Source organism: Paraburkholderia sp. J63 (assembly GCF_905220245.1).
Lineage (GTDB): Bacteria > Pseudomonadota > Gammaproteobacteria > Burkholderiales > Burkholderiaceae > Paraburkholderia.
Map to the genome: position 1 here is coordinate 93,890 of NZ_CAJMZF010000009.1, position 13,600 is coordinate 107,489.

The 13,600-nt window shown below is 63.6% G+C and carries 20 protein-coding genes; all 20 read right to left on the minus strand.

The genetic code is table 11. The annotated features are described in order from the left end of the window. Positions 1-13 precede the first annotated feature (13 nt). Positions 14-781: a FadR/GntR family transcriptional regulator gene (locus U5775_RS12415; RefSeq protein ID WP_322058430.1), complete on the minus strand. Its 768-nt coding sequence runs from the start codon at positions 779-781 to the stop codon at positions 14-16. Continuing rightward, a complete protein-coding gene (locus U5775_RS12420; protein WP_415913559.1) occupies positions 778-1,929 on the minus strand; it encodes an ATPase, T2SS/T4P/T4SS family in 1,152 nt (383 codons plus the stop codon). The genes U5775_RS12415 and U5775_RS12420 overlap by 4 nt, the downstream gene beginning before the upstream one ends. A gap of 22 nt (positions 1,930-1,951) precedes the next feature. Further along, positions 1,952-3,061, minus strand: coding sequence for a type IV secretion system protein VirB10 (virB10, locus tag U5775_RS12425; protein WP_322058432.1), 1,110 nt, complete (start codon positions 3,059-3,061; stop codon positions 1,952-1,954). Positions 3,062-3,158: 97 nt separating this feature from the next. Next, on the minus strand, positions 3,159-4,016 hold the full coding sequence (locus U5775_RS12430; protein ID WP_322058433.1) for a TrbG/VirB9 family P-type conjugative transfer protein: 858 nt from the start codon (positions 4,014-4,016) through the stop codon (positions 3,159-3,161). Further along, entirely contained in the window at positions 4,013-4,903 is an 891-nt protein-coding gene (locus U5775_RS12435) for a type IV secretion system protein (protein ID WP_322058434.1), read from the minus strand. Before U5775_RS12435 ends, U5775_RS12430 begins: the two co-directional genes overlap by 4 nt. Next, positions 4,900-5,025, minus strand: a complete 126-nt coding sequence (locus tag U5775_RS12440) for a hypothetical protein (RefSeq protein ID WP_274389479.1) — start codon at positions 5,023-5,025, stop codon at positions 4,900-4,902. The genes U5775_RS12435 and U5775_RS12440 overlap by 4 nt, the downstream gene beginning before the upstream one ends. A gap of 63 nt (positions 5,026-5,088) precedes the next feature. Continuing rightward, entirely contained in the window at positions 5,089-5,445 is a 357-nt protein-coding gene (locus tag U5775_RS12445; RefSeq protein ID WP_322058435.1) for a hypothetical protein, read from the minus strand. Positions 5,446-5,470: 25 nt separating this feature from the next. After that, positions 5,471-6,409 carry a type IV secretion system protein gene (locus U5775_RS12450; RefSeq protein ID WP_322058436.1) on the minus strand — a complete coding sequence of 313 codons (939 nt, stop codon included), beginning with the start codon at positions 6,407-6,409 and terminating at the stop codon, positions 5,471-5,473. Positions 6,410-6,423: 14 nt separating this feature from the next. Then, complete coding sequence (locus U5775_RS12455) at positions 6,424-7,173, minus strand: type IV secretion system protein (RefSeq protein WP_322058437.1); 750 nt, start codon at positions 7,171-7,173, stop codon at positions 6,424-6,426. Then, positions 7,103-7,432, minus strand: a complete 330-nt coding sequence (locus U5775_RS12460) for a hypothetical protein (RefSeq protein WP_322058438.1) — start codon at positions 7,430-7,432, stop codon at positions 7,103-7,105. The genes U5775_RS12455 and U5775_RS12460 overlap by 71 nt, the downstream gene beginning before the upstream one ends. 2 nt (positions 7,433-7,434) lie before the next feature. After that, positions 7,435-7,929: a hypothetical protein gene (locus tag U5775_RS12465; RefSeq protein WP_322058439.1), complete on the minus strand. Its 495-nt coding sequence runs from the start codon at positions 7,927-7,929 to the stop codon at positions 7,435-7,437. After that, complete coding sequence (locus U5775_RS12470) at positions 7,930-10,326, minus strand: transporter (protein WP_322058440.1); 2,397 nt, start codon at positions 10,324-10,326, stop codon at positions 7,930-7,932. Next, a complete protein-coding gene (locus U5775_RS12475; protein WP_322058441.1) occupies positions 10,317-10,526 on the minus strand; it encodes a hypothetical protein in 210 nt (69 codons plus the stop codon). The genes U5775_RS12470 and U5775_RS12475 overlap by 10 nt, the downstream gene beginning before the upstream one ends. Then, positions 10,519-10,947 (minus strand): VirB3 family type IV secretion system protein, encoded by a 429-nt coding sequence (locus U5775_RS12480; RefSeq protein ID WP_322058442.1) that lies wholly within the window; start codon positions 10,945-10,947, stop codon positions 10,519-10,521. Before U5775_RS12480 ends, U5775_RS12475 begins: the two co-directional genes overlap by 8 nt. A gap of 5 nt (positions 10,948-10,952) precedes the next feature. Next, positions 10,953-11,300, minus strand: a complete 348-nt coding sequence (locus U5775_RS12485; protein ID WP_028220687.1) for a hypothetical protein — start codon at positions 11,298-11,300, stop codon at positions 10,953-10,955. Between the two features lie 12 nt (positions 11,301-11,312). Further along, positions 11,313-11,972, minus strand: coding sequence for a lytic transglycosylase domain-containing protein (locus U5775_RS12490; protein ID WP_322058443.1), 660 nt, complete (start codon positions 11,970-11,972; stop codon positions 11,313-11,315). Between the two features lie 37 nt (positions 11,973-12,009). Beyond that, complete coding sequence (locus U5775_RS12495; RefSeq protein WP_322058444.1) at positions 12,010-12,303, minus strand: hypothetical protein; 294 nt, start codon at positions 12,301-12,303, stop codon at positions 12,010-12,012. A 3-nt stretch (positions 12,304-12,306) separates the two neighbouring features. Continuing rightward, positions 12,307-12,519 carry a hypothetical protein gene (locus U5775_RS12500; protein WP_322058445.1) on the minus strand — a complete coding sequence of 71 codons (213 nt, stop codon included), beginning with the start codon at positions 12,517-12,519 and terminating at the stop codon, positions 12,307-12,309. Between the two features lie 63 nt (positions 12,520-12,582). Further along, positions 12,583-12,798, minus strand: a complete 216-nt coding sequence (locus tag U5775_RS12505) for a hypothetical protein (protein ID WP_322058446.1) — start codon at positions 12,796-12,798, stop codon at positions 12,583-12,585. 349 nt (positions 12,799-13,147) lie between these two features. Beyond that, positions 13,148-13,570, minus strand: a complete 423-nt coding sequence (locus tag U5775_RS12510) for a hypothetical protein (protein ID WP_322058447.1) — start codon at positions 13,568-13,570, stop codon at positions 13,148-13,150. Positions 13,571-13,600: the final 30 nt, after the last annotated feature.

Genomic DNA, 13,600 nt, shown 5'->3' on the forward strand with positions numbered 1-13,600 from the left:
AGAAGACGGGTCTTCATGCTGACGCTCCCACAGATCCCCGATGACCATACGTATTGCCCGCCCGTGGCAGATCCCAGCCGTTCAGACGTTCAACGCCTTCGTGGGCGGCGACCGGATTGCCGTTACGGATGGCCGCCTCGAGGAGTGCGAGCGCCTGGCGCTCACCGTCGGCGATCTCCAGCACGCCAGTATCCGGATCATCCGTCGCCCCCAGCGGCGGCACAAGGCACGTCAGCTGCTGGAGGAACTGGTTGGGGCTCGCGGCGAGGATCGCCACATGCAGTTCGCGACGTGCGGCGGCGTAGCCGGCCAGAGACGTCGAGGCCAGCCGCGCGGCGCTGGCCACCATGATCCGCGCGCGTTGCTGCGGGCTCGCATGTCGCGCCACCTCAGCTGCAGCGACCGGCTCAAGCAAGCGGAGAATCTCGGCGAGGTCCACCACGAAGGACGGATCCGTTGCGCGGGCGAGGCGCCAGGCCACCACATGCCGGTCGACGATCTGCCACTGTCGCTCATCGAGCACGCGTGAACCCACCCTCGTACGCACATCGACCACGCCGCGCGCGACGAGCTGGTTGACCGCCTCGCGCAGCAGGGTCCGGCTCACGCCCAGTTCCTGGGCGAGTATTCCCTGCGGTGGCAGCGCGCCGTTCGCATCGCACATGGCCGGAATCTGCCGCGCCAGGCGATCCGCCGCGGCGTGCGACCGCCACTCCAGGGCTTCGAGGCCGGCGTGTGTGTCGCCGTTCATGATGACGGGATCGTTTGCGAGCGTTTTCATGCGTCCCCCCGCAGCAGCTTCATTTTCGTGACCGGATCGAACCAGATTTCCGTCAGGTCCCGGTTCGCCATGAACAGCACGACGTCGACCGTCGTGCGGATCTCGCGCATCAGGTAGTCAAACGGCAGGGTCTGTCCGACCGGACTTTGCTTGACCAGCGTGGCGATGCGCGCCAGCGCCGCGATCGAGTCGTTCGCGTGCACCGTCGTCAAGCCGCCCTGGTGGCCGGTGTTGAGCAGGGTCAGGTAATCCCAGGTTTCATCACCGCGCAGCTCGGCCAGCAACACGCGATCGAACTTCATGCGTAGCGTCGCCTTGACAATGCGCCGCGCGGAAATCGCCTCGCTGTAGAACAGATGCACGTGGTTTCGATGCAGCGGCAACGGCAGTTCGTGGGTATCCTCGATCGTCGCCAGGCGCGCCTCGTGCGGAATGATCGGGATCAGGTCGGCCAGCGCCTTCATCAGCGTGGTCTTGCCGGAGCCCGTGCCACCGACGAGCACGATGTTCAGCCGGTTAAGCACGGCGAGCGTCAGAAACCGCACCACGTCGCGCTGCGCAAGCGCGTCGAGCATGTCCTGCTGGAACCGCGCGAGTCCATACGCATCCAGCGCGCGGGCCGGATCGAAAACCGCGGTGGCCCGGCCAACATCGATGCCCTCCGGGCCAGCCCGTGCCGTCGCCGCCTCGATGTCGCCCTCCGTCAGTGCCCCACCGCGCTTCAGTCCACTCCGGACCACATCACGGAACCGGTCAAACTGTCCTGCGTCCGCCCATTCCTGCACCGAATAGCGCGTCGAGCTCGGCACACGGATCGTCATCGACACCGTGCCCGGCTCGCACGCGGGCGGGATCACGATCTGGCCGCGCTCGCCGTCGGGCAGGCGCACCGGCTTTTCCGGCTCGGCCGCCGACAGCGCCGGCTTCGCCTTGTTGTAGATCGCCAGCGCCGGCGCGAACTGCATCAGCATTTCCAGCGACGCGTTCGGCAGCTCATGGCGTTGCCAGCCGTCCCGCGTTTCGGTCCAGCCTTCATACGGCCGGTTGATCGCCAGCTCCGTGACGCCGGGTGCAGCCAGCAATCCGGCGATGCCCAGTGTCCTGAGATGACTGCGTACCGTGACACTGTCGTCGTATCGCATGTTCATAAGCACTCCGCAGGAAATTGGATCAGGGCGTCGCCAGCTCGTACACGCCAGAAAAGTCGACGTCGCGCGCGACGAAAATCGTCGTCATCGACCCGTATTTCGAATATGCGGTCGGCGGCACGTTGATGGTGTTGCGCAACGCTTCGGCTGCAACCTCGCCGCCGGCATTCGTCGTGTTGTTGAACTGGATGCCGTTGCTGCCACTGCCCGAGTTCGCCGCAATGGTCGACAGCGCCTGCCCCGCATCGCTGATCAGGCTGACCATCATGGCGCCGCCAAACCGCGTCCAGAAGTGGTTGTCGACGTAGGCCGGCAGGCCACTGCCGCCGAGCGCGTCGGCCGCCGGCGAATCGAGTTGCACCATCACACCGTCAGGCGTCGTCAGACGCGTCCAGATCACGAAGATCCGCGCCTGTCCCTGCATCAGCGCCTGGCGCTGCTCGCCCACCACTTCAGATCCCCGCTCGATTAGCAGCACCTTGCCGTTCGCGGAATAAACGTCCTTCGCCACATGGCAGGTGGTCATGCCAGGGTAGTCGGTGACGATCTCCGCGCCCTGCACACACGGAATCGTGGTACCCGCGATCAGCAGGAAGTCGCGTGACGGCATCAGTTCGGCCTTGACCGTCGCCAGCTTCGACGGCTGCAGCTTGCTGTCCAGACCCTCCTTCGCGAAATCGGGATGCTGGGCGGTCAAACCGGCGAGACCAGGCAAGCCGCCCGCGCCCGCGGCGCCCGGCGTCTTCTGGTCATTGTTGAAATTGAGCAGTACGTCCCCGTCGAGCTTGCGCTGCGCGGCCGTCTCGACCGCACTGGCTGCAGTCGCCGCAACGGCACCGCTTCCGCCCGCAGGCGACGCACTCGCGGCATAAGCATGGGCTGGTGTGGCAAGCGCGGAACTCGCAGCAGCAGCCTCCGAGGCCATCGCCGCTTCCAGCGCACGCTGCTTTTCGATCTTCGCCTGGTCACGCGCAAAGTCGTGCCGGTCATCCGAGGGCTTTTCTTTTTGCGCTTCCACACGGGCCGCCTCGGATTCCGCATGCTGCTGCGCCGACCAGCGTTTGATCGCGACACCCACCGCGACTGTGCCGAACAGCATGACCAGCACGATCCCGAGCACAATCGGCAGCATGCGGAACGGGCTTTTGCGCTTCGTGCGGCCAACCCCCGGCACGCCGCGCTCGCCGATGCCTGCCGGCTCGACCGGCGACGGGTTCAGGTTAATTTCGTCACTCACTGCCCGCCTCCTTCTGCTTCACGAGCCGCACCGCGCCCGGAATCGTCGTTCCCGTCGGGTTCAGCTGGCCATCGGGCCGGTATGCGTTGTTGCGGATACCGAGCACGGCATCGCCCACGCGCAGATTGAAGCGCTGCGCCGTGTCATGCACGACGAGCACCGGCCCGCGCACGTCGTCGGGATTCACGAGCGCTTCCGAGCCGTCCGCGAACACGCGGTAGATCTGCGGCAGGTCGCGGCTCGTCCTGAACTCGAAGTAGGTAAAGCGGCCGTCATCCCACAGCGCGGTCGGCGCGAGTGTCGTATCGCCGTGCATGTCGTAGTCAAAGTTGCCCGTGCCCGGCGTGCTGACGGTCTGCGCAAGCAGTGCCCGCGCTTCGGCCGAGCGCACGGCGGCGGCCGTCGACTCCTTCGCACGCGTGTCCGGGTAGTCGAAGGTCAGCGACCACACCGCCTGCTCGCGCCGTGTGACCGGAACCAGCTTCAGCACGTAGCGCCGCCGGTTCGTGAGCAGGATCAGGTTGGTAGCGGCCTGCGCGGCTTTCGGCTTGAAAAAGAAGCCGTTGCCAGCCGGCCCCGCGGACCAGGCCTTGCCGTCGCCCATGCCGCCGCCGTCGATTTTTTCGCCTTTCTCGAAGATGAGGACCGTCGCCTCGCCGGGCCGGTAGGCGATCCGGTACGTCTCGGTTGGGTCGTACACCGCGCACGCCACATGGGGGTCGCTCCCGCACGGGCCCGGTATCACTTCAGCCACAGCCGGCAATGCCACGGCGGCCAGGGTCGCCAGCACGGCCGCGATCGTCAACACACCCGCCGGCGCATACAACGTTTTCTGGAACCGGGCTTTCATTGGCTCGCCCCTCCCTGCGCATCCGACGGCGCCGACTGGGACGACGTAGCCGCCGACGGCATCGGCGCCGCGCCGTCCGTCGTGCCGCTGCGGGTCCAGTCACGATCGACCGAGTAGCTGGTGACACGAAATCCGGTCGGATTGCGCACCTGCTCATCGCTTTTGGTCGGCAGCTCGCCCATCTCATACGTGATCGTCGCGACCCAGTACTCGGTCCTGGGCGGCGTCGGTGTCGAACTGCCCTGCGTCGACAGCGAAATGATCTTCTTCGAGAGGAACACCTGCGCGGTCGAGCCGATAAACGTAATCGCACCGGGTTGTGCCACCACGCGGTATTTGTCGGTCAGCACGTTTTGCGGCGCGTTCTTGCGGCTGTACAGCGCCGCGTACCCCGTCTGCTCGCGCGGGGAGTTCATCAGCGATACGGTGTCGTAGTCGTCCTGGATCGTGTACCAGTCATACCGCTCGCGCAGTTCGACGTACCTGCGCAGTGCTGCGCGCAACTCGAGTTCACCGAATGTCACGATCCCGCTGTGCGCGACGTCGATCACCTGCACGTCGCCGGTCGCGGTGTTGTCCTTGATGATTACTGGCGGCGACGGTCTCTTTAGTTGTACTAAAGCTGTTGAGCCAAGAATAGAAGCCAGAGCAACAAGCATGGCGCCACCCGCGACACGCCAGGCGATCTTCGTCATGGTCTCCTGCAGCTGCTGCCGGGACTTCTCGAACGAGAGCGCTTCCCTGAAAAACGTACGCGCCATCTCGCGCGGGTCGGCGTCGGCGAGCTTCGCCGCGAGGTCCTGCAGCGCAGCCGCGGAATTGGCGTCGGTCGCAGCCGCGGCTGGCTCAGCCTGCGCTCTGGCCGTCTTCCCCGGAATCCATTTCATTGCGCGCTCCCCTGTGTCGCATGGTTCACGGGCATCCACGGCCCCTCAGGTTGCGTCGGCTTTGGCGCCGACGAGCAGGCCGCAAGCAGCGCGGCGCTGCAAAGCACGACGATGAATTTCATTTCAATCTCCGGGTGGGTTGTACCGCCCGCCATCGCTGGTTGCTCCGGCGGACGGTCTCTCATTTACTTCGCGCGTTCAAACTCGGCACCAGGAGCAACAAGGTGTCCGGTTGCTTTGTCGATCGTGATGACGTACGGAACCCCACCGCTCACAACCATCTTTCCGTCCTGGACTACGGCTGGTTCTCGCACGTTTTGCCATCTATCCGTTTCGCTATCAGCGGCGAGATTCGGAACTTTGTGAGAGACATAGAAATCGTCCCCATCGCCGTTCCGGGCAATGTCCACTTCGAGCCAACCGTTTGGGCTAACACGTTTCCATGTACCCACGAATTCGTTCCCGTCATGCTTGCCGCAACCGAATTGAGTTACGGCCACGATAACCATCACTACTGCCGTCACGAACCGGATTGCCCTCATCTATTGCTCCTGTTAGTAGTCGAAATCACGCGCGGCCAAGCGAGTTGCTGGACGCACCCGACGACCCACCGCCGGACCCGCCCGAGAACTTCATCGCCCTCATGGCCATGCTGGCCGCAGCTCCGATCTTACCGACCATCGACGAGATGCCCACGCCACCTGCCAGTTGCGAGGCGAGTGACGGCATGTTCAACGACACCACGATGAACACCAGCCCTGATGCGACGATTTTTCCTTCAATGGTGTAGGTCAGCATGACGTCCGAGACGCTGAAACTCTTCGGGAGTACCGAGGTCATGAAGCTCACCTCGAGTGCGCCGACCGCGCCGAACAACGCGACAAGCAGGCCATAGTTCAGGCACTGCCCAACCCAGTTCTGGAAGAACAGGCGCGTCGCCGGGAACAGCGCCGCGACGATAAAGGCCGGGCCAAGTGCGAGCAGCAACCCCAGTGCGAACTTCGCGAGGATGATGTAGGCCGCCGCAATCGCAAGGAACGGGACGCCGACCAGGAGGATGCAGATTGCGAGCACCGAGACCTCTACAAACAGTCCGACGTCAGTAATGCCCAATCCGTTGTACATGCTCTTGATCGCAGAGATATAGAGATTTAACAGCGTATCGAGCCCATTGCTCAGGCTGTTGCCCCCCATCAATGCGGTGCTCAGATCGTCGCCAAGGCCGTTGAAGAACGGCACGACGTACTCGCTGTAGTAGTTGATGTTCATCCCGAGTGTGAGCACCGCCGCCCAGCCCGCCGTCTTCAGCAGAAAGTCGGATATCGGGCTGTCGTTGTGGCCACGCCAGTACGACACGAGGATGAGCAGAACGTAGAGGCTGAAGCAGGCGGCGACCAGCGGACTGATCAGTGAGATCATCCGGGCCGAGCCGGTGTTGATCGTGTTCAGCACGTTCTGGTCGAACGAGTTGAACATGTCAGTGAAGATCGTCAGTTGCGTGGCCATGTTCGCGCTCCGCGTTATTGATCGGCGTTGTCGTCGTTCAGGCGACTCTGCATGTCGTTATGCGCGGCCTGCTGTGCGAGCTCCTTCTCCGCGTCCTGCAACCGCCCCGCGAGATCAAGCTGCATCTTTTCCGCGTTGATCGATGAAATCTCCGCCGACCAACGGTTCTGCAGATCGGCCTTTGCGGCCGGATCCTGCGTCAGGTTCGACTGCTGCATCAGCTGCTGGATGTTCGTCAGCCGGTCAATCGACGCCTGATACGAACGCATCGCCATCGCCTTGTTGGCAGCTAGCGTATCGTTCAGGCGCTGCTGGCCTGGCGTGTATGCGGTCATCCCCTCCTGGCTCTCGATGCTGCTGGCGAGGCCGCTGATACCGTTCATCTGCCCGCTCTTCACTTCGTCATAAACCGACTGCCATTGATCCGGCAAGAAGTTGCGCAGTGACGGGTCATTGAAGATGTCGCCCAGGCCGCGATTGCCGATCGTCGATGCGTACTGGTTCGAGAGCAGGCTGTATTGCTGTTCCAGCTGCTTGACGGTCTGGATCGCCTGCGCGATCGCCTGCAAATCGAGCACCGGAACACCCTGCGCGTGGACGGTCTGCATCGGGCAGATGGCCGCGATCACCGCGGCGCAAGTCAGTTTGCGAATGGTCTTCATCGTCCTGTTCTCCAGAGGGGTGGGCACACACTCAATGGCCGGCGGTGTATTCGTGCTGTTCGAGCTCAGGCTGGAGCTGCTGAAGATGAATCTGCCGCTCAAGCGTGGTATCGATCCGGACCAACTCGCCGAGAATCTGCTGATTCGTTTCGACACACGGCGCTGCCGCAGTCCTGTCCGTTTCCGCGCAGGTCGACGACAGCGCGCCGGGATTCGCGGGCGATCCCTGACTCTGTGCCTGAATACCCCTCGCCTGCGCGACCGACGCGGGCGACGCCGTGCCGTTAATCAGTGCCTGAGCATGCGCGGCGGCGGTCACGGTCGATGTCATCAGAGCGGACTTCATCCACATCGCTTTCATCGTCATGCTCCCTGGCTGGACTGCTGTTGCTGGCGAAACATCGCCAGTACGTCGAGGTCGTGCGGCACGATGGGCCGGTGCTGATGGTGAATCGCGTCGAGATACGCAAGCGCCCCCGGGAAATCCGCGTTCTGCTTCTCCAGATCAGCAGGTGTAAGGTCGATCGGGCGCCAGGGATTGACCGGACGGGAACGCGACAGCACCAGACGATCCACCACGGTGGTTGTGAACACACTGATCGCGATAACCTTAATCACCAGGGTGCCGTAATCAACTTGACCTCCGTGCCATGTGCCGATGCGGGAAACATGGAGCCTGTACATGCGTGCAGCACCCACAAGGGCCGCAATGGCAAACGGCAGGACTCCGAACATGATGCGGCGCACCCGGGTCTTCCTGTCCCACATCCGGTCGTGCTCAACCGCCCACTGCCTGAGCTGCTCGCGTGTAGCCGGCCCGATAGCCGACGCGAGGTGCAGATCGTCGATCGTCGTCATTCAATTCTCCTCCGTAAGTTCCGCCTCGGGCGTGCGATTGCGCTTGCCTTTGCGGCGGGCCTGGAACAACTGCATGCGCAGATCCGTGTCGCCATGGACCTCACGCGTGCATTCCTCCCAAATCGCCACGTTGTCGAGGCTGCTGGACAGCACCGCGATTTCGTCGTTCATGCCTCCCAGGTCCAGCGTTGCAAACGCCGACTGGTTGCTCTGCTTGATCAGGAAGGTGCGCGACTCCTTCGAGAGCCGCCTGAGCGTGTCGAACTCGCGATCGGTCAGGTTCAGGAGCTTGTAGCCCTCGCGCGTCGCGTCCGGATTCGGCAGATAGATCTTGGTCGCCGTCAGGTCGCGGATCTCGGCGAAGACCGGGCACTGGATCGCGTCTTCCGGAGACTGCGAATCCAGGATCATGAATTCGTCGGCCTTACGGCCCGTCTTCAGCGACTTGCGGATCAGCTCCTGCGTGGTCGGATAGCTCGCCGGCAACCAGAATTCGGCGATCACCGTCGCAAGCAGCCCGCCCTTCTTCTGCATCTGGTCCTTGAGATACAGCAGGTGCGCGAGGACCGGCTCCGTGGCGGCATAGTCTTTCTTCAGGAAATCCGTCACGTCGAAGCCGATCCGGCGCACGTCGGCGATATTCATCAGGGTGTTCGGCACGTTGTCGAGCGCCCAGGCGAATCGACCGTTAGTTGCGCCGCACCACTGGCTCAGGCGCAGCCACAGGCTGTTTTCCTCGCCCGTGTCCGGAATCGACTCCAGCAGGCGGCTGAAAGTCCTGTGCTCGATGTTCTCCAGCTTCATCACTGTGTCGACGGCATGCTTGATCTGCCGCTGGTCGTCGGCGCTGAGCTTGCCGTTCTCGTCGCGGCAGCATGCGCCCACCAGGTCATACAGGTGCGCGAGGTTGCGCTTCGTATCGGGCAGGCCGAACGGCGCGAGACCGGTCGGCTCGCCTTCGCGCAGCGTGTAGTAGAGCGCGCCCATCTCCTCGAGGAAGATCCGCAGGCCCTGATCGAGGTCGAGCGCGAAAATCTTCGGGTCGAACCGCTCGAGGAAGGCGAGCAGCATCGTTTCGAGCGTCGTCTTGCCCGTGCCCGTCGAGCCGAGAATCAGCGTGTGGCCGGCCACCTTCTCGCCGACGCTGTCTTCATCCAGGCGCGAAGCGTGACAGTTCAGGCTGAACAGGCTTTTCGCGACCGTCTGCACCGGCATGAGCGCCGAACCGTCACCGAGCGGATTGCCGCGCGCCTTGCCCGCCGAAAAGGTGTGCATCGAGAACGACGATGCGAGACTGCGGGTCGACTTCGGCATCGGCCGTGGCTTCGTCCTGAATCCCGGCACCTGGCTCATGTACGTGAACGGCGCCGACGCCGTCGCCTTCACGAACTTGAAGCCGCAGTCGTTCAGCGCCCGGCTCGTCACGTACGCGCCGTTACTGATCGCCTTCTCCGGCGTGTCGCCATACACGATGAGCGCACCGTGATAGTCGCCGAAGGCAAGGTCGCGCCCGGCGATCAGCGCGACCGCCTGTTTCAGCTCGTCAATCTGGTGCTTCGCCTTGTCTTCGACCGAATTCAGGTTGTTGATCTGGTCTTCGATCGCCTTCATCGCCTCAGAGGTGCTCAGACAGCCGAAGCTCTGCGTGAGGGTGAATTCGACCGGCAGCGACAGCAGCGGATTCGTCTGCCCCCAGCCTGCCTTCGGAAAATCCTTCAGGTCGTAGCAGACCGCGAAGCGCGTCGAGCGGTCGGTGCGGATCTCGACCGTGTCATAGTGGAAATGCAGGTGCGACGTCGGGATCAGCTCGCGTCCCGTCGCCTGCGTGACCGGCACACGTTCATCGATGCCGTTCACGAGCTCGCCGATGAACTGGTATGGCTCGGAGAACAGGATGCCGTTGTGCCCGTACGTTTCCAGCAGCTGCGGATCATAGGACACGAGGGCCTTCGTCAGCCCTTCGCCCAGCTCCTCGAGCTCGCGCACCGTTTCGTCCAGGTCATCGCCCTGAAGGATCACGGTGATGTAGAAACTGTTCTCGAAGTGGTCGTGCCTGCGGAAACGCTGCAGGTACTTGTCGACGGCCTGCTGGATGAACGGTTTGTAGAAGCGGTACTCGTCGCCGAACGACACGCGCCGCCGGCGGAACGTGGTCCACAGCGACAGGCGGTTGCCCTTCTCCAGCGTCATCGCGGCCAGTTGACGGTTCCAGCTGTCGTAGCGGGCCTCGATCTCGCCGCGGCTGACCGATTCGAACGGCACGCCGTTCACGCGCAGCACCATCATGGCGCCGCCGCTGTCGATGCTCGTCGCACTGACCGACACCGGGCGACCGATGCGCGGCAGCTTGTCCTCTGCGGCCGCGACGAGCCGGTTCAGCTCGTTGCTCACGCGCATGGCTCGTCTCCCGCGCCCGGCGCATCGTCTGCCGGGTTGCCGCTGCCGCGCACGAGACGGAACTCCCGCTCCGTCAGGCGAAGCATTTCGTAGAGGTTGAAGGTAGTCTTGCCCGCGCCAGGGCGCCCGGGAATCATCGTGTGACCCGGCACGACAGGTCGCGCGTCGTCGACAGGCCCGACAGGGTGACGGTTACTCATCGTTGTCCTCCAGTGCCTGCGAGAGCAGGCTGTGACGCAGCGCCTCGTAGCGCTCCAGGTCCCGGCCGGGCGCAAACGCGCGGGTGTACACGTCCAGATCGCGGCCGTAGCGCATCGGCGCAAGCGTGCAGGTCTTGCCGAATACCGATACGCGCCGGCGGTCGAGCCAGCAGAGGAATTCCAGCCAGGTCAGGCGCAGTGCCTGGTCATCGGTCTCGCAAACCTGGCGGAAAAACAGGAAGACCGGCACGCCGGCAGAGCCGATCAGCAGGCCGCCGGGGCCCAGCACAAAGCCGCCGGTCATGCTGGCGATCAGTGACGCACAGCCGGTGATCAGCGCCGGGAACATCGGGACGCCGCCGATCATCGCGATCCGGTTCAGGCCCGCGTAGGACGGGTAAAGCGTACGGTCGTCTTCCATGGCGATCAGCCGAAGAGGCCGAATGCCCAGCCGGCGAGCACGAGTGCCGAACCCACGCCGGCCACCTTCGCAATGCCGCCGCCAAAGTCATGGATCCAGTCCGCCTTGTTGGTCCAGCACTGGATCCCGGTCCACAGCAGATACGAACCGGCGCAGATACCGCAAAAGCTGTAGAACCAGGTCGTGAAAGTGTTGGCGGCCTGCGTGCCCGCGGCCAGACCGCCACCCGCGCAGGCGGCGCGAGCGACCATCGACATCACCACGCCAGCCCCAATGCGGCGTGCATGCATGCTGCGCATGCGCAGCAAGGCCACGGCGCGGCCGGCCACGGTTTTGGGAAAGATCTTCTGCATCTGCCTGCTCCGTTAAAAATCGCCCAGGGCGTCCCAGGCTGGGTGGTGATCGGCCTGCCGGGCATGGTCGGCCCCGGTGGCGGCACTGGATGAGTCTTCGGCCCGCCGCACGCGAGCCGGTTGCGCTGCCGCGCGCGCAACCGGCGCCGCGCCATCCGGCACGACGACGATCGGGGGTACGACCGTGGCGCTGGCGCCGATATCGGCGGCATTCGCGGCCACGCGCTGGACGTAACTCGTGCCGCCCTCATCCGGTTTGAAGCCGCGCGTGAAATTGCCGCTGTAGTAGCAGCTGAGGGCTGCCCGCACGGCGTCCTGCGGCGGGCGGTCGCCAGCGGATGCGCGGGTGTAGCAGTCGGAGAGGATGGCGCCGCCGGCGCGCAGGTTCGCGCAAGGATCGAACACGGTTTCGGTGGTGAGGCCATGGACACGCAGGTTCGCGCGGTTGACCTGTACCAGGCCCATGCTGTAGTTCCAGCCGGCCGCCTCGAGCGCACGCGCGGTGGCGATCGCTTCGTCGCGCGTGCGTGGTTGCCGCACCAGGCGGCCGCCGACCACGCCGATCGCAAAAGGATTGAAGCCCGATTCCGTCTTGACCAGCGCCTGCAGGGTGGTGGGATAGACCGCCGGGGCGCACTGCTGCGCGAGCATCGCGAAGTCGACCGGCATCATGACGGCTCCCATGCATGCGCGCATCGTGGGGGTGCTTTCATGCGTCACCTCGCTCGCGCCAGATCCGCTGCGCGGCGCCCTCCGCGAGGGCAACCGCGATAGGGGCCAACTGGAGCGTCACCAGCACTACGGCCGCACCGGCTAGGGCCAGGGCGATCGCCGCTGGCACCACGGCCAATAGCGATAGCCTCTGCACCCGCTGGGCAGCCCAGGTCACGTAGTACTCCAGAAACCACTGCATGCCACCGCAGCCCCACGCGATGAGCACGCCCATCTGCATCAGGCCGACTCCGAGCGGTGTCGCAAGCGGATGTCTAAACAGGTTGCGCATGGTTCACCACTCCCGGTTATCGCGCGGCCAGCCGCGCCGGTATGCCACATAGCCCATTGCAGCCCAGCCCAAACCCACGAGCGCCACCGCAATCAGATCGCGCAACGACGAGTGCCGCTGGATCACCCAGTACGCGAAGCCAAGGAACGATGTCGACGCCAGGAACAACAGCAGCGCGCAAACACCCTTTCGAATCCACCCAAAAACTCTGGCCATACGGCGTCCTCCGATGTCGTCAGACCCCTCCGACATTTAGCCGGCCGATACTGCCCACGCCTGCTAGATCTCCTGCCCGGTCTCACACGCGCGCACAAAACCGCGACACGGCAACGCGTGCTTGGGCTCGTCGAAGAAACGGCGCGTTGCCAGCGAATCCGGCGTGTGAAAAGCATGCGGGTAGGCGGCGCGCAGGATCTCGATTTGCGCGTCGATCGCATCGACAACAGAGAGCGATGCATTTAGTAGTACTATTTTTTCCGCGTGACTCAATGACATGGCATTGTCCTCCGGGGAAAATCAATCAGTGACGGCTACCAAAGCCGTACAAGGGTAGCGGCGGCATCGTAATGGGGTTGCGACGAGGCGACCTCGAAATATTCGGGGCGGGATCGTTGCTTGTTTTTGATGCGCTACCAGATACGCTTGTGGGCCTGTCCCCGCGCCGAAGCATCGGACGCACGGGTAGCGCGGCCGCCATGGCGCGCGCGCGCACGTTTACCTCGGTCGGACAATGGGTCCAATGCGCTACAATCCGCGTAGCCATTCCGGTTTTCCTCAACAGTTACTGCGTAATGGTCAGGTTGATGCCGGTGTTGGCGCACTGGCATCGACCGTTCAGTTCTCGCTACTTCACTTTATCCGCCGCGTCCGCGTGTAACCGCCAGAGTCGCCCTTCGACCTTGATCGTAAGGTGGTGGCAATTGCCGCAATACTCCTCGACGAAGAGCAGGACATCCTCCAGGTACCGCCACGTCTTCGTTTTCCCCCGGTTGGTCTGCACCATGTAGGTTTGTTGCGCCCTCGTCGCGCCGGCAAGGATCGTCACGCGAACCACCCACTTGCCGCTCTCGTCCTTGAGCAGGTCAAGCAGGTAGTTATCAGCACCGGTCAGCGCCACTGCAGCCAATTCCCTAAACGTGAAAAACATAGTTCCCTCAGCCGTTAGCACAGGCCGTATTTTCCACATGCTGACGTCAAGAAGGGAATTTCGATGCGAATTCACTTCCAGCATACACCAAAATAACCGCCATGGAATCAAAACAATCATTTTGATTCCATGGCGGCGTTATCGAGAACA